The following is a 22,583-nucleotide window of genomic DNA, read 5'->3' as shown; positions in this document are numbered from 1 at the left end:
ATGACCAGCACCGCGACGGCGGCAGCCGGGGAGCTGACCGGCCGGTGGACGGCCCAGGAGCCGCTGCCCGAGGCGGCCACCTGGTACGGCCAGTACGACACCGCGCTGCACCTGCGGAACACCAAGAAGCAGGTGCTGGTGGTGGCCGGCGCCGACGGGAAGTCGGCCGCGCTGGCCAAGGCCTGGCTGTGGACGCCCGGCACCGGGGCCTCGGGCACCGGCAGCTGGAGCCCGGCCGGGCAGGTGCCGCCGACGCCCCGCAGGCTCCATACGGCCACCCTGATCGGCGACGGCGTCGTGCTCGTCGCCGGGGGCACGGCCGGGCCGGGTCTCTCCCCCGCGCTGAAGTCCACGGCGCTGTACGACGCGAAGACGAACACGTGGACCACGGCCACCGACATGCACGAGGGCCGTTGGGGGCACGCCGCCGTCCTGACGGCCGACGGCAAGGTGCTGGTGACCGGCGGCTACGCCCTCCGGTCGGGTGACTCGGCGCGGGCGCTGAGCAGCGCCGAGGTCTACGACCCGGACCAGCGGACCTGGACCCGCGTCAAGCCGATGAACGACGCGCGCGGCGGGCACAGCGCGATCCGGTTCGCGGACGGACGGGTCCTGGTCTGCGGCGGCTCCGCCCCCATCGCCCCCGGGCTGGAAGCGGCGCTCGCCTTCTGCGAGCTGTACACCCCCGAGGGGCAGGTGTGGGCCGCGACGGGGAACCTCGCCGAGCCCCGCAGCCGCCATCAGGCGGTGCCGCTCTCGGCCACCTCGGTCCTGCTGGTCGGCGGCAGCGCTCCGGGGGCGCCCGGCGACGGCCGCTTCGACCCGTACCGACGGCTGGACGCCGAGGTGTACGACCTCGCCGCACAGAAGTGGACGCCGGCTCCCGCCCGGCCCGGCGGCCGCGGCCACCACCGGGCGGTGCCCCTCGGCGCGGGGCGCGTGCTGGTCATCGGCGGCACCGGCGGCGTACGCGACGAGTCCGGCTACCGGAGCACGCTGGTCTTCGACGCCGCCGACCGGTCGTGGACCCCGGTGGCCGGGCTGGCCACCGGCCGGTGGGCGTTCGCCGCCGTCGCCCTGTCGGACACCGAGGTCCTGGTGACCGGCGGCACCGTCCGGTCCGGGGTGGCGGCCGCCGACCCGGGGAGCGACGACCTCACCACGAGCACCGAACTGTTCCGGATCGGGGCGGGCGCGTGACCCCGGTGACCCCGAACTCCTACTCCTTCCTGCCGTGGCTGCGGTCCGGGATCACCACGAAGATCAAGGAGCCGCGCCCGCCGGGCCCCGGGCCGCGTGCGCGCGTGCCCGTGGCACTGCGGCTGCGGAGCGAGGCGCCGGGCGCACCGTCCCAGGACCGGATCGTGGAGCAGTCCGTCCAGCTGTACGGGCCCGGGGACGTCGTCGGGCTGGACCCGCGGGCGATCTCGCGCACGGAGCCGCAGCCGGGTGTCACCAACGCCGAACCGAACTACCTGGCGCACGTCGAGTTCTACGCGGAGAACTTCCCCTGGCGCTACAGCCCCGCCGTGCCCGACGAGGACGACCGGCTGCTGCCGTGGCTCGCGCTGGTCGTGCTCGCCGGCCCCGCCGACCCGCGGGACGGGGACGGCGGTGAGTTCCGGGAGGGCGGCGCGCCGACGGGGCCGCTGCCGCACATCGTGGTGAAGGACGTGGCGACGCTGCCGACGCCGAGGGAGCTGGGCGCCTTCGCGCACGTCCACGTCAACGGCGACCTGACGGGGACCGGGAGCGTGCTGACGGACGCCATGGAGGGGCCGCTCGCGTCGCTGGGCGAACTGCTGCGCACGCGCCCGGACGACGCGTGCTCGCGGCTGCTGTGCCCGCGCAGGCTGAAGCCCCTGACCTCCTATCACGCCTTCGTGGTGCCGGTGTTCGAAGCGGGCCGCCGGGCCGGGCTGGGCGAGGGTCTGGACGGCGTGGGTGTGGGGGACCTGAGCTGGGGGCCGGGCCGGAGCGACGGCCGGCTGCCCTACTACCACCGGTGGTCCTTCACGACCGGCACCGCCGGGGACTTCGAGTACCTGGTGCGCCTGCTCGTGCCGGACGAGCCCGGGCCGCGCGTCGCGCGCCGCGAGATCGACGTCCACGACAAGCCCGGGCCGGCGCTGCCGGGCATCGACACGCCGCCGGCCATCGGCGGGATCCTCAAGCTCGGCGGTGCCCTGAAGGCGCCCTTGCGCGCCATGGACCACTGGGACAACTGGGACAGCCGCTTCACCGAGGCGGAGGGGTATCCGCCGCCGGCGGGCAGCTATCCCCACCCCTTCCAGGAGGCCCTGGCCGAGCTGGTCAACCTCGCCGACGACTACACGCTGCGCCAGCCGTCCGAGGCCCACGCCCGGCTGGCCGCCGGACCTGCCCGCCTGGCCATGGCGGACAGCGCCGATCCGGTGATCACTCCCCCGCTGTACGGGCGCTGGCCGGCCCGCGCCTCGCGGCTGCTGACCGGGGCGGACGGGGCCCGGCTCCCGTACGACCGGAACTGGGTGCACCGGCTCAACCTCGATCCGCGGTTCCGGATCGCCGCGAACTTCGGCACGCAGATCGTGCAGGCCCGGCAGGAGGAGTTCATGGCCGCCGCCTGGGCGCAGATCGGGGACGTGATGGAGGCCAACCGGCGCATCCGCGCGGCGCAGCTGGCCTGCGAGGTCGGGATCCGGCTCCAGGACAAGCACCTCGGCCCGCCGCCCGAGCCGCCCACGCCGCCCACGCCGTCCGAGCCGCCCGCCGCCGTACCGCGGTCGCCCCGGGCAGCGCGGGCCCGGCGGGCACCGGCCCGCCCGGTGGGCCGCGCCCTCGCCGTGACCGCGCCCGCCCACGCCCGCGTGACCGTGCCCGCCGTCCGGCCCGCCCCGTCCGCCGACGGCCTGCCGCAGCCGCCCGAGCAGGTCGCCGCCGGGTTCAAGGTGGCCACGAGCCGGATCGGCGCCGCGCCGCTCTCCGCGGCGATGCGCCGCATCACCCGGCCCGGCGCGCGCCTGATGAGGGCCCTGGACTTCCCCGGTCCGCCGGCGGAGGCGCTGCTGCCGCGCATGGACACCGAACCGCTGGTGGTCACGGCCGCGCCGGCCAAGGCCGTGCCGCCCGCCGTGGTGACACCGGCCCGCGTGGACCGCGTCATCCGCCCGGTCCCGCTGCCCGATCCGGTGAAGTCCCTGCCGGTCAGCAGTGACTTCGTGCTGAGCCGGCCGGGGCAGGACGCGCCCGCGCCGGCACCGGGCGCCACCGACAGCCCGCAGGCCCAGCGGTTCAAGCAGGCCCTGACCGATCTGTACGAGGGCTGGGGCACGGCGGCGGGCGCCGCACGCACGGGCACGCCCGGACCGCTGGAGGTGGCCGGCACCGGCGAGGCGGTGCTGGCCCGCCTGGACTCCACCGCGACGGTGCCCAAGGCGCTGCTGAGCACGGTCCGGCTGGAAGCGCCCCGGCTCGCGCCGTTCGCCGAGCGGTTCCTGGAGGTGATGGCCTACCCGGCCGTCGACCTGCCCATGTACGAGGCCCTGCTGGGCCTGTCGGTGGACTGCTTCGTGCCCCACCTCGGTCTCCTGCCGCCCAACACGATGACCCTGCTCGGCACCGACCAGGAGTTCATCGAGGCGTTCATGGTCGGTCTCAACCACGAGCTGGCTCGTGAGCTGCTGTGGCGGGAGTTCCCGACGGACCAGCGCTGCACCCCGTTCCGCCAGTTCTGGGATCCGCGGCCGGCCGCCGTCCAGGAGCAGGAGAGCCCCGCAGACCGCCGTGAGCGCCTGTACGACATCCCGCCGCTGGACCGGTGGCATCCGGCGAGCGCGCTCGGCACCCACGACCACCGCGAGCTGGACCCGTACCGGCAGGAGGACGAGCTCGTCCTGGTGATCCGCGGTGAGCTGCTGAAGAAGTACCCGACCACGGCGGTGTACGCGCACCGCGCCCGGTGGAGCCCCGACAACGAGCACCCCGACCCGAACCTGGAGCGCCGGCCGGTGGAGCTGCGCGACCCACAGCGCCCCGGCCCCGACGAGATCCGGCTGCCGATCTTCGAGGCCAAGGTCGAACCCGACATCCATCTGCTCGGCTTCGACCTCACCGACCAGCAGGCGAAGGGCGACGCGAAGGACCCCGGCTGGTTCTTCGTGCTCCAGGAGCGTCCCGGCGACCCCCGGTTCGGTGCGGACGACGGCCCGCCCGTGTCGGTCGAAGTGTGGAACGACCTGACCTGGGAGGACCTCGACCCCGGCGGGCGCGAGGGCTTCATCCGGCTGGACCGGGGCACCACCCGGGTCGTCGATCTCCAGCCCCTGGGCGACGTGGTCGAGGACAGCGAGAAGTCCGATCAGCACGACGAGGACACGGAGCTCTCCGCCTGGCACGGCGGGCTCGATTCCGCCGAGGTCGCCTACATGCTGTTCCAGGCCCCGGTCCTGATGGCCGTCCACGCACAGGAGATGCTGCCCCGTGGCTGAACTCGCCCGCACCCACCCGGTCCTGCTCGGCCCGGTACGCCTGGAGACCCGGTACACGGCGGACTGGCTGCTGGTGCGGATCTTCCCCGACGAATGGTCCGTGGACGCGTGCGAGCCGCGGCCGACCCGGGCCGAGCTGAGCGCGCTCGAGGCCTACTGGACCGCGCTGTGGCGGGCCGCCGGCAGCACCGTCGGCGAACGGGCCGCCTGGCAGGAACTCGTCGGACGGGTGCCGCAGGGCCGTGCCGCCCACCTGCTCCGGACGTACCGGCCCGCCAATCCGGGCGACAAACCGTCGGCGGTGCCCGCCGGGGCAGCCGTCCTGGTCTGCCCGGTGCCGCGGCCGCTGCCCGCCGAGGACCGGCAGCCGGCCGTTGACTACTGGTCCGCCGTCTGGCGGGCGCACGGTGACCGCCTGCGGCTCAGGCAGGCCGAAGCCGTGCTCCTCGCGGCCGTCGGGCCGCGTCGCGCCGAGGCCGTGCGGGCGCTGCGGCCGGCCGGAGTGGAGGCGGCGCCGCTGGAGCGGGGTGAGGGGGTCGTCGTGGCCTTCCTCGTGCTGCCGCCGCCGCCCGACGCGGAGATCGCCCCGAAGTCGTGGACCCGGGCGGCGCACGCCCGGCTGCTCCCCGACCGCTTCCGCGTGCTGGGGTACCGGGGCGGGCGGGTCGTCTGCGAGGCCCTCGGCGCCGCCGTGCCGCAGTCGCTCGCGGTGGGTCCGGATCCGGCCACGCCGTCCGCGCAGCAGCTCAAGGTCGATGAGGTGAGCGGCACGCTGCGGGTACCGGATGATCTGCGGTGGCTGGTCGAGTTCGAGCGGGCCGAGGCCGTGGGCATGGGCGTACGGCTGCGCCTCGACGGCCCGGACCGCGGGCTGGACCGGCTCGTCGCCCTCGGCCTGCGGCGTGGTGCCACTCCCGAGGAGACCGGCGCCGCCTGGGCCGAACTGATCTCCCAACAGGTGCGCAGCCCGGCCGGGTTCAGCCTGCTGCCGCAGGGCACCCCCACGAACAACACCGAGGACACCCCCGCCGGGCCGGACCCCCGGCGGGAGGCGGAGGCCGTGCGCCGGGTGTCCGACCGCCCGCAGGCGGTCGCCGCCGCGGCGCCGGGTGACTGGACCGCCAGGACCGACGGCCAGTGGTTCACCGAGCTGCTGGGCCTCGCGCCGGACGCACTGGCCGCCGTACCGAACGCCGACGGGACCGATCTGCGCGACGCGCGCGCCGCGAACACCGCGCTGTGGCCCGCCACCTGGGGCGGCTTCCTGCGTACCGCCCTGTACCCGCTGCTGTCCGAGCGGACCGTGGCGCAGACCCGGGAGTTCTTCCTGCGGTACGTCTCCGGCCGGGGCCCGCTGCCGGCGGTGCGGATCGGCCGGCAGCCGTACGGCATCCTGGTGACCACCGCGTTCTCCCGGCTCACCCATCCGGCCCAGGCGGTCCACCGGGCCGGACTGCACGGGCTGCTGACGGCTGCTTCGGCCGACTGGGAGCGGGCGGCCGCCGAGAAGGTCGCCCGGCTCGGCAGGGCCGAGGGCGACCCGCACCGCCGGCTGCTCGACATCCTCGCCCTGCACCCCACCTCCGCCGAGTTCCACCAGCGGTACGCGCAGAGCGTCGACGACCTCTACAACCGCGAGAACCTCGGCGGCCAGGGGCCGGCCGTCGTGTCGGCGCTGGAGCAGCTGGGGATGGCGCCGCCGGTGCGGGAGCTGCTGAACCGGCTCGCGGCCGCCGCGGGCGCGGGTCCGGTCACGGCGGCGCCGCCCGATCCCGACCTGCTCGGCCGGCTGTTCCTCGACAGCCAGCATCCGCTGCTCGGCCCGCTCGTCGACGACCGGCCGCTGTCCGAGACCGATCCCGTACGGCCGTACACCACGGACGGGCGCAGCTACCTCCACTGGCTGGCCGGCCACGCGGGCCGGGACCTGGAGGTGATCCGCCAGGAGAGGGGCTTCGCGGACGACGCCCGGCCGGCGGCCCTGCTGTACCTGATGCTGCGGCACGCCGTCCTCCTCGGATGGGTGGAGGCCGGGCGCTCGCTCGCGCGCGCCAAGGGGCTCGACGTCCCCTCGCCGGCCGATCCGCCGTTCCTCCACATCGCCGACGACCCGGCCCGTCCCGAGGTGCTGCTGCCCAGCGAGAGCCGCTACCGCCAGCTGTACGAGCCGGCCCCCGCGGTCACCGGGGACGACCGGCTGCTGCACGCCTTCGTCCCGCACGCCCTGGAGGCGGGTGATCCGGCCACCCGGGAGCTCGCCGAACAGGTGACGGCGCTGCGGCTGCTCCAGGACCTGCCCACCGCGCGGCTGGAGCGGGTCTTCGCCGAGCACCTCGACTGCGCCGGATACCGGCTCGACGCCTGGCGGCTGGGGCTCGCCGCCGAACGGCTCGCAGAGCTCCGGTACGGCCCCGACGGCACCTCGCCACCGCGGCCGGGCCTCCACCTCGGGGCGTACGGATGGCTGGAGGACATCGGTCCCCGCGACCCCGAACGGCTGGACCGCGTACCGGTCCCCGCGCAGCTGACCGGGACCTTCGGCGCCGATGCGCTGCCGCACGACCCGCGCAACGGCGGCTACGTGCACGCCCCTTCCCCGGCCCAGGCCAGGACGGCCGCCGTGCTGCGCGCCGGGTACCTGGCGAACGGCGCGCGCGAGGGCACCGGCGCCTTCGCGGTGAACCTGAGCTCCGGGCGGGTCCGCACCGCCCTGGCGGTGCTGGACGGGCTGCGGGCGGGGCAGTCGCTGGGGGCGCTGCTCGGCCACACCTTCGAGCGCGGCCTGCACGAGGGCCACCCCGGCGTCCAGCTGGACGCGTTCATCCCGCCGCTGCGCGGCGCGTTCCCGCTGCGGGCCGGACGGCTGTCGGCCGGGGACGCCGCCCCCGACGAGGCCCGGCTCGTCGAGGCCCGCAATGTGGTGGACGGCCTGGAGCTGGTGCGGCGGGCCACCCGGGACGGCCTCACCGACTACCCGTACGGGGCCGAGGGCCTGCCCCGGAATGTGCCGGCGCCGCAGAGGGAGGCCATGGACGACGAAGTGCGCCGGCTGGTGGACATCCACGACGCGCTGGCCGACCTCGCCGTCGCCGAGAGCACCCACCAGGCGCTGCTGGGCAACCCGGCACGGGCCTCGGCCACCCTCGACGCGTACGCGAAGGAAGGCTTTCCGCCGGATCCCGACGTCGTCAGGACTCCGCGCAGCGGCACCACGCTGACGCACCGGCTGGGCCTGCAGTTCAGGCCGGGCCTGGGACCGGACCACGGTGCGGGGGCGGCGGGCCGCAGCAACCCCCGGGCCCGCGCCGAGCCCGCCGTCAACGACTGGCTGGCCGGGCTCCTGCCCGAGGCGTCGGAGGTGGCGGCCGTGGTCACCTGGACGGACCCGGTGGACGGCACGGACCGCAGCCGGGTGGTCACCCAGGCCGAGGCCGGGCTCCAGCCCATCGACCTGCTGTGGGCCGTACGCCCGGCCGGTGAGGCGTCCCAGTCGGGGCTCGACGACCGGATCGTCGGCGTGGTCTTCGGCGGGAACCCCCCGTTGCGGCCGGACGCGGAGCCGGTCGTCCACTACACCCGGCAGGTCCCCGAGAAGATCAGCTTCTTCGAACTGTCCCCGCTGGTCGGGGCGTTGCGGACGCTGCTGACCACCTCCCGGCCGCTGCGCCCGACCGATCTGGTCCCGGGCGCCGGCGTGGCCCCGGTGGACCGCGCGGGGGACGACGCCGTCGTGCTGCCCCGGGAGCGTCCCGCGAAGGTGCTGGAGTCCCTGGCCGGGCTCGGCAGCGCGCTGGACGGTTTCCTCGCGGACCTGGCGCCGCTCTACCCGGACCCGCCGGGTGCGCCCGACCGGGCCGCGGCGGTGCGCCTGATCGACGAGTTCATCGGCCGGTACGGCACGCTGGCCGTCGCCGCCGGCGACCTGGGCATGGCCCGCAGCGGCTGGGCGGAGCTGACGATCTGGCGCCGTGGGGTGTTCGGGGAGGTCCTGGACGCCGTCGCCGTCACCGCCGACCGCATGGAGCGCGCGCTGGCCGACGCCGACGCGCTCCTCGCCCAATACGACGCGCTGCCGGGGACCGCTCCGGAGGAGGAGCGGTTCCGGCTGCTCCAGCAGGCCGAGCGGCTGATCGGCACGGCGCTGACGAGCCCGCGTCCGGCCACGCCCGCGCTGCTGCGCGCCGTCCTGGTCTCGCGGCGCCGCGAGTTCGCCGCCCGGCTGCGGGACCTGCGGGCCGTGGCGCGGACGACGCGGACCACGTTGTCGGGGCTGCTGGCCGACGTGTCCGCGCTGCTGCCGCTGACCGCCTTCGACCCGCTCGGGCTGGATCTGACGCCCTTCGCCGACCGGGTCGTGGCCTACGGGGCGGAGCTGCTGCGGCGGGCCGGCGCGCTGCGCGACGAGGTCACCGGGCGCGACGGTGCGGCGCGCCGCGCGCTGGAGGCGTACGACGCCGCCGTGACCGGCCCCGACCGGGTGCGGGCGGGCACCGACGCGCTCAAGGCGGTCCTCGGTGAGGACGTCCTGGTGGTGCCGGAGTTCATCGCGTCCGAGGCGCTCTCCGGGGACTGGCGGGCCGCCCTGCGCGACAGCGAGAAGCTGGTCGCCCACCTGCGCACGGACCCGCCCCGGCCGCGGACCTTCCCCGTCGAGGACTGGCTCCACGGGATGGCCCGGGTCCGGGACGTGCCGCGCCTGTGGGAGAAGGCGGTGGTGCTGCTGGACGCGCTGATCGGCTACGGAGGCCTGGTCGTCACCCGGGAGGAGCCCCGGCTGAAACCGGTGCAGCTGCCCCACCGCGCGGACGACTACTGGCTGGCGATGGACTTCCCCAAGGACCCCGAGCGGCGCCGGAAGGCGGTGTCCGAGGACAAGGTCCTGTACACCGCGCACTACGCGGCCGAACCGTTGCCCGGCATCCGCGAGGTGTGCGGGCTGCTGCTCGACGAATGGACCGAGGTCGTCCCCGCCGAGCGCGAGACCACGGGCATCGCCCTCCACTACGACGGGCCCGACTCCGAACCTCCGCAGGCGATGCTGCTGGTGGCGCCGCCGGAGCCGGGCGGGAACTGGACGGAGGAGGAGCTGCTCGACGCCGTCCACGACACGTTCGCGCTGGCGAAGGTCCGTGCCGTGGAGCCCGTGCACCTGGAGGGCACCGCGTACGCGCAGCTGCTGCCGGCGACGGTCATGTCCGCGACCTGGAAGCCCGTCACCGTCAGCACCGATCTCTCCCTCGGCAATCTGCGCCGGAAGGCCGCCGCCCATGACTGAACCGCCCCGTCTCGACTTCCCGCTGGTGCTGAGGAAGCGTCACGAACCCACGGTGGGGGTGTGGAACCGGCTGGAGGGCCGGCCGCGTACGACGGACTTCGGCCGGGCGTTGCGTGCGGAGGTGCGCGATCCGCTGTGGCTGCTCACCCGGCAGTGGCAGCTCGGCGAGTTCCGGGGCACGGACGCCGGCTCGCCGGTCACGGCGACGTACTCGGTCACCGCGGCTCCGCCCAGCCGCTACCGGCCTCCGGCCGGTCCGGTGGAGGCGCTGGCCGCGGACCGGCCGCTGGAGTCGGTGGCCGAACGCCGGCCGCTGCAGTTCCGGTTCGGCACGGACCCGGTCTCCTTCGACCTGCGGCTGGCCCTGGGGCACCGGTGGCTGAAGCTGATCCGGGGGTTGCTGATGTCTCCGGTCGAGGACTTCCGGGGCCAGTACGCGCGGCGGTACCCCATCGAGCTGCCCGATCCGCTGGACGCGGCCGACACGGCCCGGGTGGCGCATCCGGAGGTGTGGGCGACCATGCAGGCGGTCGCCGGGCGGCACATGGACGGCTATCTGCTGTACCGGCACCTGAAGTACGACGGCGGCCTGGCCTCCGACGGCATCGTGAACGTGGTGCACATGCACTACGAGACGCTCAATGCGCGGGGCCGGGAACTGGTGGCCTGGTTCGACGCGTTGATCGACCAGCCGGCGGGCGCCCAGGCCTGGGATCCGGCCCGGCTCGAGCACCGGTTCTCCGTGGCCGCCGGGACCCCGGCCGGGGAGCGGGTCCTCACGGCGCCCGAGTACCCGGGCGGCGAGCTGGACTGGCACGCCTTCTCCGTCGACGGCGGCGGGCCCCTGGGCGGCACCGCGGCCCCGCCCGCGCCGCTGAAGCGGACCGTCTTCCCGGTTCCGGTGCGCTACGGCGGCATGCCGCTGCCGCGCTGGTGGGCGCTGGAGGACGGGCGGACCAACTTCGCGGCGGTACGGCCCGACAGCACCGATCTGGCCCGGCTGGTGTTCCTGGAGTTCGCCCTCGTCTACAGCAACGACTGGTACCAGCTGCCGTGCGACCTGCCGGCCGGGACGCTGGCCTCGGTGGACGGGCTGTGCGTGACGGACGTCTTCGGACAGCCGCAGTGGATCACCCCGGCGGGGACGGATCCGGGCGGGGACTGGTCCATGTTCACCCTGGACACGGTGGGCGGGCCGCAGGCCGTGGCGGGTACCGGGCTGCTGCTGCCGCCGGGCGCGGCGAAGGTGGCGGACGGGCCGCTGCTGGAGGAGGTGCTGCTCGTACGGGACGAGCAGGCGAACCTGGTCTGGGGACTGGAGCAGACCGTCCGGACGGCGACCGGCGAGCCGCGCCGCGGCAGCGAGGTGTCGGCGGAGAGCGTCGCGCACCGGCTGCGGATCGGCCGGCGGGCCGGGCCGGACGGCACGGGGCCGTCCGGCGCCGGGCGGCCCGCTGCCGGGTCGGACGCGCCCGCCGGTGCGGCGGAACCGCCCGGTCCGCCGGCTCCGGCGTACGAGGCGATGAACTCCGTGCCGGAGAACTGGATCCCCTTCATCGCGGTCCACGCCGACAGCGGCAAACGGGCGGTCCGGCTCCAGCGTGCCGCGATGCCCCATGTGGCCGACGGCAAGCCGGTCGCGCCCAGGACCGAGCTGCTGCGGGTGAACCTGGACCTCGGGCCGGCGCCGGAGGACGGGACGCGGCGCTACTTCGTCAACGAGGAGGAGGTGCCGCAGTCCGGCTCCCGGCTGACGGTGGCGTTCAACCGGGCCCGCGGACGGGACGGGCGGGTGGTGGTGTGGCTCAGTGCCCGCCGGGGCGCGGGACGCGGGGAGGCGTCCAGCGGCCTGGCCTTCGACCACCTCGTCGACAGGCGGCCACCGCGGTGACCCCGGCGCACCGGGCAAACGGGAGGGCCGACGGGAGGGCGGCCCTCCCGTGCGCGGCCCGCCGGGATCACTTCGTCTGGTAGACCCCGAAGACGTCGAGCACCAGGTCGGCGTCCTGGTAGCCCTGGTTCCAGAAGGCGATGACGCCGTGGTCGCCGTCGCTCGCCTGCACCAGGTTCGGGACGGTCGCACCGGCCGTCCAGTTCAGGGTGGAGGAGGCGGGACGCTCTCCGGCGGGTGCGGCGGCACCACCCGGCTCCGGCAGTGGGTGGGGGCCCGGGGCCACCGAGAGGTATCCGGTGCCGCCGGGATCGGTGACGGTGGTGTTCAGTACGTACGCCTCGACTCCCGTCGCGGCCTCGGGCGTGAACCCGTGGGCGATGTGCTCCCGGGCCCGGAACCTGCCGCCGGGCCAGCCGTGGGCCTCCTCGCGGGTGTCGAGCGTACGGAACGGGGTGAAGGGCAGGAAGGCGGCCCTGCTGTCCTTGCCGTAGTGGCCGACGACGTCGACCACCACGTGGGCCGGCATCCAGGAGCCGTTGAAGACCTTGATCGTCCCGTCCGCGGCCACCGGCACGATCACCGCGTTGGCGACCGTCTGGCCGGGTACGAAGTTCAGGTTCGACGCCGTCGGTACCGGCCCGTCGCCGGAGGAGGCGGTCAGGTGGCCCGGCCCTTCGGGTTCGGTCACCGTGACGTTCAGTGCCACCGCCGTGATGCCCTGGGGCACCCCGCCCACGCCGCCGATCCGGGTCGTGAAGGCACTGCGCGCGGCGAGCCGGCCCCGGGGCGCGCCGAGGCCGTCACGGGTGTCGGCGAACCGGGCGGGCGTCATCGAGGTGTAGCCGGCGGCCGCGGACCGGGTGAAGCAGCCGGTGACGTCGGCGATCAGATCGACCGGCTGCGGGCCGCCGTTGTAGAGCTCCACGTACCCGTCCTCGCCGACCGGCACGATCACCAGGTTCGGCACGGATCGGCCGGCCGTGTAGTTCAGGTTCGAGGTCTCCGGGCGCTCGTGGCCCGCGCCCGGCCACGCCGTCACGTACCCGCTGCCGGCGGTCTCCGTGACCGTGACGTTGAGGGCGACGGCGGTGACGCCCGCCGGGACGGCGGCGTTGCCGGCCACCTTGACCCGGGCCGAACCGTACCCGGCGACCTGGCCCGCGGGCGCGCCGGTGCCGTTGCGGGTGTCGAGGAGCCGGGTCGGGGTGTGCGGGGTGAACTCGGCGCCGGGGGTGCGGAAGGGCCCGCCGTTGGTGGCCCGGACACCGCCCGCGGTGTCGGTCACCGTGACCTTCACCTGGTACTCGCCGGACGTGTCGTACGTGTGGGAGCGGCGCAGCTCGGCGCTGCCCTGTGCGGTGAGGGTGTCGGTCTTCCCGTCGCCCCAGTCGACGACGACGTCGAGCGCGACGTCGGCACTCGTGATCAGGGCGGTGAGCTCGATCCCGTGCGCGGTGTAGCTGGTGCCGCTGACGTCCACGGCGAGGGCCGGGTCGGCCCCGGCGTCCGGTGCCGCCTGCGCGGTCTGCGGGGTGGCGGTCCTGGCGCTCGCCCCGCCGGCCGCCTTGCCGCTCTCGCCGGCGGCGGGCAGGGCGGTACGGATCGTGCGGTCGGCCGGGCTGTGGAAGGTCTCGGACGTGGCCGCCCGGGTCAGCGCCTCGGTCATGCCGGCCGCGACGGGTACGGGATCCGCCGCCTGCGCGGCGCCCGGGACGATGCCGAGACCGGCCGCCACGAGGGCAGCGGTCATTACGAGTCGGTGATTGCGCACCGGCCCCCCAGTTGTGGTGATGAGCAAGGAGCGGCCACCGTATGGAGGGTTCGGGCCAAGGGTCACGGCGTTCTGGCGCGATTCACTCCATAGGGGCCGCTGCTTTACCGGCTGTGCGGTTTACGATCGACGCGGCCACCGGCCCGGCCGTCGCCGCGACGCGCGTCCGCGCAGGTGAGGCACCAGGGGCCGGGGCCGGACGGCGGCCGGCCAGGCGGCAGCCGAGGCAGCCCGCGTGTCCGGCGCGGGCGGAGTGATCGCGGGTCCCCATGCCCCACTGGGCGGCGGGCCGCGGGCCGGGGGCCTTGCCCCAGCCCGTGAGGTGCAGGGCCCAGGTGAGGAGGGCGGCCGCCACGAGGACGGCGGCGCCCGTCCATATCCCCGGGGCCCAGCCGCACACGCCCACCCCCGCGAGCGTCGCCCCGACCGTGGCGACGGCGGTCCCCGACCATCCGGCAACGGTGTGACCCTCGTCGTACTGGTGTCCCTCGCGTCCGCCCATGCTCACCGGCACCCCTTCCGAGCTGCGTCGACCTATGATGTCTTAGCGAGTAAGGAATTTATCTTAGGATCTGAGGGATTTTCAATGGAGGGCACGACCCGCCCCGCGGCCTCGCCCGCGGAAGCGATCTCCGCGATGGACCACCTGATCGCGACGAGCATGGTCGGGCAGCAGGAGTTCGCCCGGAACCTGGGGCTCGGCGCGACCGACCTGATCTGCTTCGCGTACGTCCTGGAAGCCGGGGACACCCCGGTCACCGCCGGGGACCTGGCGGTTCGCGCGCAGGTCACGACCGGCGCGGTGACCGGGATCCTCAACCGCCTGGAGCGCGGCGGATTCGTGACCCGGCAGCCGGACCCGGCGGACCGGCGGCGGGTGCGCGTGGTCGCCGTCCCGGACGCCGCGGACCGCGTCCGCGCCGTCTACGAGCCGTACTACGGGCGCCTGGCGGTCCTCTTCGCGCAGTACTCGCCGCAGGAAGTGGCCGTCCTCGCCGACTGGTTCCACCGGGCCGGGGAGCTGGCGGCGGCGTACCTCGCCGAATCCCGCGACACCTGACCGGCGGACCGGGTCCGGCGCTCCCGCGGCGGTGCGGCGCCGGGCGGGCGGGCGGACCTCACCCGGTCGGGCCATCCGGAGGCGGCCTACGGCCACGGATGGCCCAGGATCCGGACGCCGGACGCGCCGGTAATCGGATGAGATGCCTAACGTCGCAGCCGTAGGCATCGGTTCGCCAAAGCCCGTGGAGGTGTCATGTCCCAACGAGGTCGCCGGAGGGCGGGCGCCTGCGTCGCGACGGTCGTCGCCGGGCTGCTCATCAGCGCGGGCACCCAGGCCACGGCGCCGCGGGAGGCCGCCCGCGACGACGCCGGGCCCGAGGTCGCCGTGGGCGCCTATCTCCACTACGGCTCGCCCGGTGTCACGAGGATGCGGGAACTCTCGCGCTGGCTCGGCGGTACCGACCTGCGCGCCGGGCACACCTACCTGCCCGGCGACACCTGGTCGAACATCGAGGGGGCACCCGCTTCCCTGCGCAGCTGGGCGCGGTGGCGCAACGCGAGGGCCGACCGGCTGTTCGTCCTGAACGTGCCCATGCTCGAGCGCAACGAGGCCGGGCTCCTGGACGAAGAGATCGCCGGGCTGCTGCACGCCGGCGCGCGGGGCGAGTACGACCACCACTTCCGGCGGCTGGCCGAACGCCTGGTCGCCCTGCGGCTGCCGGACACGGTGATCGTGCTCGGCTGGGAGATGAACGGCTTCCAGTACAGCCACCGGTGCCGGCCCGCGCCCGAGAGCTGGAAGGAGTACTGGCGCCGCATCGTGGCCGCCATGCGCTCCGTGGACGGGCAGCGGTTCCGCTTCGACTTCGCGCCCAACCGCGGCCCGGACGCGATCGCCTGGACCAAGTGCTACCCCGGCGACGACGTGGTCGACATCATCGGCATGGACACCTACGACCAGGCGCCCGGCAACAGCTTCGAGGAGATGGTCACCCAGCCCTACGGGCTCCAGCGGCAGGTCGATTTCGCGAGGGAACGCGGCAAGCCGATCTCGTACCCCGAGTGGGGTCTGTTCCGCAACGGCGACAACCCGGAGTACATGCGGAGCATGCTGGCATGGATCGCCGAGCACCAGCCGCTGTACCACAGCATCACCGACTACTGTCCGCACGGCGTGTGGCAGTGCTCCCAGAACCCGCGCTCCGCACGCGTGTTCCGGGAGTTCCTGTCCGGCGGGCAGGACCACGGCAGCCGGTCCGCAGGCCTCCGGCCGTGAGGAGACCGCCGGGCGCGGGCCGCCCACGGGTCAGGGGCGGGGCAGGGTCTTGCGCAGTCTGGCGTGCAGGTCCTTGGCCAGAGCCGCGTCCGAGGGTGCCTTGTCCTCGTAGAGGCGGCGCAGTTCGGCGGTGAAGGTCTGGGTGAAGGCTCCGTAGAGCGGGGTGCGGGGGCGCTGGACCGCCTTCTCCAGTGCGGGCAGCAGGGTGTCGCGGGCGTAGCCGGGGCGGCCCTGCTCGTCCCGCGGCATCCGGTCCGTGCTCTCGCCGGACGGCGCGGCGGACGGGCCGGCGGGGCTCCGGTCCTTCGCCAGGGGGCAGGTCAGGCTCTTGCTCGTGTACGCGGACTGCCGGGTCGCGGCGAACCCCGCGTCGAGCAGGCAGCGTTCGCTCTCCGGGCCGGTGAGGAACTCGATCAGCGCCCGGGCGGCGGCGGGGCGCTGGGACGCCTGGGCGACGGCCAGGTTCTGGCCGCCGAGGACCGCTCGGCCGGGCAGCGGGGCCACGCCGAGCTGCTGGTCGGTCAGGGACTGGTGCAAGGTGCGGTAGGCATAGGGCCAGTGGCGCAGGAAGGCGGTCCGGCCGTCCGCGAAGTCGCCGAGGGACTCGGCCTCGTCGGAGCCCGTGGCGTCCCCGAGGGTGTACGGGGGCTGGGTGCGGTTGCGCAGCTCGCGCAGCCCGTCCTCCAGGACCTCCACGGAGCCGGTGTACCGGCCGGCGGGGTCGGTGAGCCGGAAATCGGTGGTGGCGGAGGCGAACGCCTCGACGCCGTTGACCGTGAGGCCCTCGTAGGGAGCGAGCTGGGTGGTCCAGCCCTTCTCGTAGCCGGACGGCGCGCTCCGGCCGACGGCGGCGCTCAGTTCCTGGACGGTGGACCATGCGATGTCGTTGCCGAGTTCGGTCTTGGTGACGCCCGCGCGCTTGAGGTGGTCGCGGCGGTAGAAGAGCAGTCCGACGTCACTGTTGAACGGGGCGGCGTACACCTTCCCCGCCCAGCGGGCCGTCGCCGCGACGGAGGGGATGACGTCCTCGTCCACGAGGGAGTCGGGCAGCGGACGGACCAGACCCGCGTCCGCGAACTCGGGCACCCAGGTGACGTCGAGGTTGACCACGTCGTACTCCGCGCTGCCGGACTGGAGCGCGCCCAGCAGCTGGCTGCGCTGCTGGTCGGCCGAGCCCGGCAGCTCGACCAGGCGGGCGCGGTAGCCGGAGCCCTTCTCCTGCTGCCGCTGGTTCCACTGGTCGATCAGCTTCTGCCGGATGCCGCCCTTGCCGGTGACGTCGCGTCCGCTGGCCACCACGATGTCGCCGGCCGGCTCCGCGGCACCGGCGGGAGCCTGCGCCTGCGCCTGCGACCCGCCGTTGTCGCCGCCGCCACCGCTGCACCCGGCGAGTGCGAGGACCGGTACGAGGAGCGGTACCAGGAGTACGGCGACGACCCGCGGTCCCCGCCCCGGCGTACCGCGCCGGCCGCTGCCGCGCCTCATCCCTGGTCACCCGTTCCCACTCGGGCGACCTCGTCCCGCAGCCCGGCCACCAGGTCGGTCCTGGTGTCCAGGCACCGTCCGCCGCTCGCCTCGGAGAGGGCGGCGTCCGGCTTGCCCTTGTCGCAACCGCCGCTGTCCAGGGATGTCATGACCACCGGAACTTTCCTGTCCCGCGCGCGCTGGCGCAGCTCGTCCAGCCGGCCGGCCTCGGTCAGCCGGGCGTTGTCCTCGTCGTCCGTGATGTAGACGATCAGCTGCGGCCGGTCGTCGTCGGCGCCGCGCCGGGCCATGTCGTCCAGGGCCGCGGACAGCGCCGCGTACGGATCCGCCTCCATGTCCCTGACCCGGGCCCGTTCGTCGATGGAGCGTTCGGCGTCCGCTCGTTGGTGGGTGCCGAACGCCAGCACTTCGGTGTAGGGGCGCGGAGCGCCGGGGGCGGCCGCGACGGCCCAGACGCCGTACTCGTCCGCCCCGCCCAGGCCGCCGAGCGCCTGCTTGATGATGCCGGGCGCGCCCCCCGGACCCTCCCACAGGTCTCCCATGGAGCCTGAGCTGTCGAGCAGGAACAGCACGCGGCCGGGTCCGCTGGCCTCCCGGTACCCCTTCAGTGCCGCGGTCATCGCCGCCTGACGGGCGGGGGCGGCGAGGGCGCCGGGGCCGCCGAGGGCGCCGAACTCGCTGAAGGTGACGTCCTGGGCGAGGGGCCGGTGCTCACCCGCGGCGCTGCGGAACCCGTCCTTGGCGAACTCGGCGAGCCCGCCCTTCACCGGTTTCACGGCCTGCCCGGGCGTGCCCGTGCCGCCCGCGGAACCGGAACCGGAACCGGAACCGGGACCGGAACCGGCATCGGTGAGCCAGAGGCGGAACCGCTCGACCGCGTCCGCCCGCGCCGCCTCGTCGCGCACCGCCTTCTCCCAGCGCACCCGTACGAACGTCGGGTCCAGGCCCGGCACGTCGTCGGGGTAGGAGGCCATCCGGCGGGCCCGCGTCGTGGCGTCGCAGCCCACGCCGGTCTTCAGCAGGAACTCCGGCACCAGGGCCGCGGTGCGGTTGTCCACGGCGTCGTCGTCGGGCAGGGCGCACAGCAGGTGCCCGCCGGTGGGCGAGGGCGGACCGGGCTGGGCGACGCGTCCTTCGGCGGTGGCCGCGCCGGCCACCGTGCCGCCGTACAGGCCGACGGTCACGGCCAGGCCGGCGTCGGTGTGCTCCGGGTCGGTACGGCGTACTTCCGCCTTCGGCTCGCGTGCGCGCAGGGCGTCCATCAGCTTTCCGAGTCCGCCGGTCCGGTCGGCCACCCCCTCCGCCGAGAGCTGCTGCGGTACGGCGAGCACGACCGGCGAGTAGGCGAACGGAGCGGGGTCGACGATCAGTTCGGCGTAGCTGCGCCGGTCCTGGGGCGGCCGGGCGCGAGCGGCGCTCGCCGACGTCGCCGGGATCCAGACGTCCGGCTGGGGGCCGATGTCGCGCTGCGGGTTGACCGCCTCGGACGTGGGCCGCTGCCAGGGGTCGGACTGGTCGTGGAAGGCGGTGACGACGTCGGCGGCGCCGGCGCTGTACACGGTGATGCCGCTGCGACGGCAGCCGTCGCCGGTCCGGTTCGCCTCCGACACCAGGTAGACCTCCGTCGCCCTGCGGACGGTGGGCTCGAGGTCGGGGTCGGTGAGCAGCCGGAGTTCGAGCGGGGGCTTGCAGACGGGCCCGTCGCCCGCGCCGCCGAGGAGGGCGTAGCCGGCCGCGACGAGACCGGTGAGCGCGGCGAGCGCCCCGGCGGTGACCGCGACGGCCCGGGGCCGGCGGGCGGTACGGATCCAGCCGCTCGGGCGCCGGCGGCCGGTGCGGTCCGGATCCCCGGCCGGGCGCGGGCGGAGTGCGGAGGGAAGGCGTCGTCCTGGCCGGCGGCCCGACGACGACGTGGGCGTCCGCCCCGCGGCGCCGTGGGGCCGCCCGGGATCGAAGGCGTGCTCGGGGTCCGGCGCGGGGCCGGGCGGGGGGTCCGGCTCGGGGCCGGGCCGGGGGTCCGGACCGGCTTCGGCCCCGCCCTTACCGCTGACCGCGCTCGTGCCGCCGGTCAGCAGGACGTCCGTGCCGGAGGCGGCCGGACGGCTCTGCGGCTCCCACGGCTCGGCGGGCTCACGCAGCGTCGTGTGGTGGACGCGCATGTAGGCCGACACCCGTTCCGCGAGCTCCGTGAAGCTCACGCCGGCGTCGCCGCCGTCCCCGCGCAGCAGCCGCGTCAGCTGCCCCGTGAACGGTGTCGGGCCGGCGTCGTCCCCGGCGTCGATCCGGTTGTTCGCCTGCACGCTCATCAGGAGCGAGATCCGGTGCCGCTGCGCGGTGCCCATCGCGTCCCACGCCGCCGAGGCGTTGCCGGCGTAGCAGCAGTCGAGCACGACGACCACGTGCTCCGCCCTGGTACGGGCGAGCACGGTCAGGACGCTCTTCCACGGGACGGCGCCCCGGAACACCGATTCGGTACCGGCGACGATGGTCGCCGCACGCATGAGGAGCCAGAGTTCGTCACCGGTGCTCGGTACGGCTCCGTGCCCGGAGAAGTAGAGCAGGAGCAGGCCCTCGGCCGCACCGACGACGTCGTCCAGACGGCGGTCGAACTCGTCGACGTTGGGCGGCTGGAAGACGACGACCTCCCCGTCGCCGAACATCCCGCCCTCGCGCAGCGCGTCCGCCAGGCCCTCGAGGTTGTGCTCGACCGCGCCGAGGTCCCCGGGCACACCGAAGGGATGCCCGGGCTGCTTGAAGTCGTAGGTGGGCACGCCGACGAGCAGCGCCCGGTTCACCCGCCCGCGCGGGTCGAAGCGCGCCACCGGACTACCTCGCGTCACCGTCCGGCTCGACGTCGACCTCTGGGGGTTCGCCCTGCTCCACGGAGCGGCGGTTCTCCCGCCACGCCCGTACCCCGCTCTTCGCCTGCTCGTACACCTCGTCGAACAGCTTGGGGCCGACGACACCGACCACGACCAGCAGGATCTCCAGCCCGGCCCCCATCGGAGAGCTGCCGGGCTCCTCGGCCCCGGCCCGCTCCCTGATCTCCAGCTCGCCCCTGCCTCTGAGCACCTCCAGCTTGTGCTCCCGTTCGAGCCACGCCTTGAGTGCACCGACGTCGCTCGCACTCGCCCCGTGCCCCAGGCGTATGCGCACGACTCTCTTCGCCAAACCCTCCCCCATGGCCATAACTCAGCATCATTGCATGGCAGTTGGTGGCTTGGGGAGACAATTGCCGACACCGGCGCACGCCCGCGCGCGCCGGGACCGGACCGGACCGCCGGACCTTCGGACCGCCGAACCGTTTCCCCTCACCCGGACAGTCCCCGCTATTGCAGGCCGATCTCGCCGCAGGCGGCCTTGATCCTGTCGACGCAGATCTCCTCGACGGTGTACACGCCGTCGAGGACGACGGTGGACTTGATGTTGTCCTTGGTCACGGCGATGCCGGGGACGAGCACCGAGGGCACCCGCTTGGTGGTCGGGCTGTCGACCACCTCGTTGATGATTCCGGTGATCTTCTCGCCGCCGGCGAGGGCGACGGCGAGTTCCGCGGCGGCCTCGGCCTCACGGGCGTACGGCTTGTAGACGGTCATGAACTGCTCCCCCGCCACGATCCGCTGCACGCCGGCGAGTTCGGCGTCCTGGCCGGTGACCGGGGGCAGCGGCGAGACGCCGGCCGCCTTGAGGGCGGTGATGACGCCGCCGGCCATGCCGTCGTTGGCGGAGTAGACGCCGACGATCTTGTCCTTGCCGAGCGCGGAGATGGCGCCCGCCATGTTGGTGGTGGCGTTCTCCGGCTTCCACTCCTTGGTGTCGTACTCCTTGCCGACGGTCACCTTGCCGTCGAGGACGGACCGGGCACCGGCCTTGAAGAGGGCGGCGTTGGGGTCGGTGACCGAGCCGTTCATCATGACGATCTTGCCGCTCCTGGCCCTGTCGCCCAGGGCCTCCAGCAGGCTCTTGCCCTGGACGCGGCCGATGTCCTCGTTGTCGAAGGAGGTGTAGGCGTCGATCGGCCCCTCCGCCAGGCGGTCGTACGCGACGACCGGGATGCCGGCGTCCTTGGCCCGCTTGACCGCGCCGCCGATCGCCTTGGAGTCCACCGCGTCGACGATGAGCACGTCGACCTTGCCCTGGATCATCGCGTCGACCTGCGCGTTCTGGTTCGCGGCGTCGCCCTTGGCGTTGGCGTAGACGACTTTGCCCGCGCCGAACGTGAGGAGGCGGACCTTCTTCTCGATCAGCGGCTTGTCGAACTTCTCGTAGCGCGCGGTCTCGTTCTCGGGCAGCAGCAGACCGACCTTGATCACTTTGCCCTGGGCGCCGGACTCCCCGTCCGCTTCGGACCCGCCGCACCCGCAGAGGGACACCGCACTCAGCGATGCGAGACAAATAGCGGCAATACGACGACGCGCGTTCACGGTCCGAACCTCCCGGGGAATGCCTCTCCCTTGCGGCCGAGGTGGGGGCAGTCAACTCCGCCGGGTTGCCAGCGTCAAGAAATCAACTCTTAACGATCCGGCAACGCCCGTACCCCCTCTTCCCTGATGTCAGTGCTGCTCATACGCATCCTCCGGCACGGGCATCGGGGCGCATCGTTCAACTGGTGAAGCCAGTCGAGGAGTCGTCGGGGGCGTCCCAGGCGGTCGTCAGTCCGTCCAGCCACGCCGGAGGAAGCTCCGCCGCGTCCCACTCCTCCCGCAGCTCCCGCGGCGCGGCGACGAGCCGCTCCAGCACGGCGATGCTCGTGACGGAGTGGAGGAGCGAATAGCGCCCGTGGACCGTGATGGCGCTGCCCGGTCCGAACGCCGCGAACAGCCGCTCCAGCCTGCCGCGGTGGAGCGCGGCGAACTCCGTCAGCCGTCCGGCGTACCCGGCGCGCTGCCGGGGGGTCATCGTGCCGAGGACCGCGGCCAGGACCTCGTCGGTCACCTCCGGATCCAGCTCCGAGACCTCGGTGAACGAGAGGTGGACGGGGGTGAGCGCCACCCTCGCCCGCTCCACTTCCATACGCCGGGCCCGCGGGCGCTCCGCGGCCGGGCCGCCGTGGCGCCCGTCCGGCCCCACGGCCCGTACCAGGGTCCGCTCGACGACGGCGGCGAGCTCCTCCAGGAGCTCCGCGGCGCCGTCGAGCCGGCCCGACGCGTACGCCGCGCCCTTGTCCCCCGGCGCGCTCCGGTCGGCGCCGCTCAGCTCCTCGTGTGCGAGGGCCAGCGCACCCGCCTCGACGAGCCCGGTCAGTTCCCGCGCGTCGTCCGAGGGGACCCCCGCCCGTGCGAGGAGCTGGAGCAGCGTCGTCCTGGCGTTGTCGACACTGACCTCGTCGGGCCATTGCCGTCCCTCGTCGGCCGCGCTCATCGGTTCTCCTCGGTGATCGGGTGGTGCGGTGCGTGCAATGAGATCAGAAC

General features: G+C 74.5%; 13 protein-coding genes. 6 read left to right on the top strand and 7 right to left on the bottom strand.

The window, feature by feature from the left end:
- Genes ACZ6KO_RS26385 through ACZ6KO_RS26370 form a run of 4 tightly spaced genes read left to right on the top strand, consistent with a single transcriptional unit; the run spans position 1 to position 11,635 of the window.
- On the top strand, positions 1 to 1,200 hold the full coding sequence (locus ACZ6KO_RS26385; RefSeq protein WP_469306495.1) for a Kelch repeat-containing protein: 1,200 nt from the start codon (positions 1 to 3) through the stop codon (positions 1,198 to 1,200).
- Complete coding sequence (locus ACZ6KO_RS26380; protein WP_469306494.1) at positions 1,197 to 4,469, top strand: hypothetical protein; 3,273 nt, start codon at positions 1,197 to 1,199, stop codon at positions 4,467 to 4,469. The genes ACZ6KO_RS26385 and ACZ6KO_RS26380 overlap by 4 nt, the downstream gene beginning before the upstream one ends.
- A complete protein-coding gene (locus tag ACZ6KO_RS26375; RefSeq protein ID WP_469306493.1) occupies positions 4,462 to 9,744 on the top strand; it encodes a hypothetical protein in 5,283 nt (1,760 codons plus the stop codon). The genes ACZ6KO_RS26380 and ACZ6KO_RS26375 overlap by 8 nt, the downstream gene beginning before the upstream one ends.
- Entirely contained in the window at positions 9,737 to 11,635 is a 1,899-nt protein-coding gene (locus ACZ6KO_RS26370; RefSeq protein WP_469306492.1) for a hypothetical protein, read from the top strand. Before ACZ6KO_RS26375 ends, ACZ6KO_RS26370 begins: the two co-directional genes overlap by 8 nt.
- A 67-nt stretch (positions 11,636 to 11,702) precedes the next feature.
- Here the strand turns inward: ACZ6KO_RS26370 and ACZ6KO_RS26365 are convergent, their stop codons facing one another.
- Complete coding sequence (locus ACZ6KO_RS26365; RefSeq protein ID WP_469306491.1) at positions 11,703 to 13,388, bottom strand: PKD domain-containing protein; 1,686 nt, start codon at positions 13,386 to 13,388, stop codon at positions 11,703 to 11,705.
- Between the two features lie 103 nt (positions 13,389 to 13,491).
- Positions 13,492 to 13,911, bottom strand: coding sequence for an HGxxPAAW family protein (locus ACZ6KO_RS26360; RefSeq protein ID WP_469306490.1), 420 nt, complete (start codon positions 13,909 to 13,911; stop codon positions 13,492 to 13,494).
- A gap of 84 nt (positions 13,912 to 13,995) precedes the next feature.
- Between ACZ6KO_RS26360 and ACZ6KO_RS26355 the strand changes: the two genes are divergently transcribed.
- Positions 13,996 to 14,469 (top strand): MarR family winged helix-turn-helix transcriptional regulator, encoded by a 474-nt coding sequence (locus tag ACZ6KO_RS26355; protein ID WP_469306489.1) that lies wholly within the window; start codon positions 13,996 to 13,998, stop codon positions 14,467 to 14,469.
- A 195-nt stretch (positions 14,470 to 14,664) separates the two neighbouring features.
- A complete protein-coding gene (locus ACZ6KO_RS26350; protein WP_469306488.1) occupies positions 14,665 to 15,687 on the top strand; it encodes a glycoside hydrolase family 26 protein in 1,023 nt (340 codons plus the stop codon).
- A gap of 30 nt (positions 15,688 to 15,717) precedes the next feature.
- Here ACZ6KO_RS26350 and ACZ6KO_RS26345 read toward each other — a convergent pair whose 3' ends face one another.
- From ACZ6KO_RS26345 to ACZ6KO_RS26325, 5 genes are all read right to left on the bottom strand, one after another.
- On the bottom strand, positions 15,718 to 17,172 hold the full coding sequence (locus ACZ6KO_RS26345; RefSeq protein WP_469306487.1) for an extracellular solute-binding protein: 1,455 nt from the start codon (positions 17,170 to 17,172) through the stop codon (positions 15,718 to 15,720).
- Positions 17,169 to 19,994: a caspase family protein gene (locus ACZ6KO_RS26340; protein WP_469306486.1), complete on the bottom strand. Its 2,826-nt coding sequence runs from the start codon at positions 19,992 to 19,994 to the stop codon at positions 17,169 to 17,171. Before ACZ6KO_RS26340 ends, ACZ6KO_RS26345 begins: the two co-directional genes overlap by 4 nt.
- A 4-nt stretch (positions 19,995 to 19,998) precedes the next feature.
- The gene (locus ACZ6KO_RS26335) at positions 19,999 to 20,328 is read right to left on the bottom strand and encodes a hypothetical protein (RefSeq protein ID WP_469306485.1); all 330 of its coding nucleotides are present in this window, start codon (positions 20,326 to 20,328) and stop codon (positions 19,999 to 20,001) included.
- A 173-nt stretch (positions 20,329 to 20,501) separates the two neighbouring features.
- Positions 20,502 to 21,596: a sugar ABC transporter substrate-binding protein gene (locus tag ACZ6KO_RS26330; protein ID WP_469306484.1), complete on the bottom strand. Its 1,095-nt coding sequence runs from the start codon at positions 21,594 to 21,596 to the stop codon at positions 20,502 to 20,504.
- A 178-nt stretch (positions 21,597 to 21,774) separates the two neighbouring features.
- The gene (locus ACZ6KO_RS26325; protein WP_469306483.1) at positions 21,775 to 22,533 is read right to left on the bottom strand and encodes a hypothetical protein; all 759 of its coding nucleotides are present in this window, start codon (positions 22,531 to 22,533) and stop codon (positions 21,775 to 21,777) included.
- Between the last annotated feature and the right edge of the window lie 50 nt (positions 22,534 to 22,583).

The sequence above is a fragment of the Streptomyces sp. NPDC042102 genome (assembly GCF_055582305.1).
Note: the sequence above shows the minus strand (reverse complement) of the source record. Positions and strands in the feature narration are given on the sequence as shown.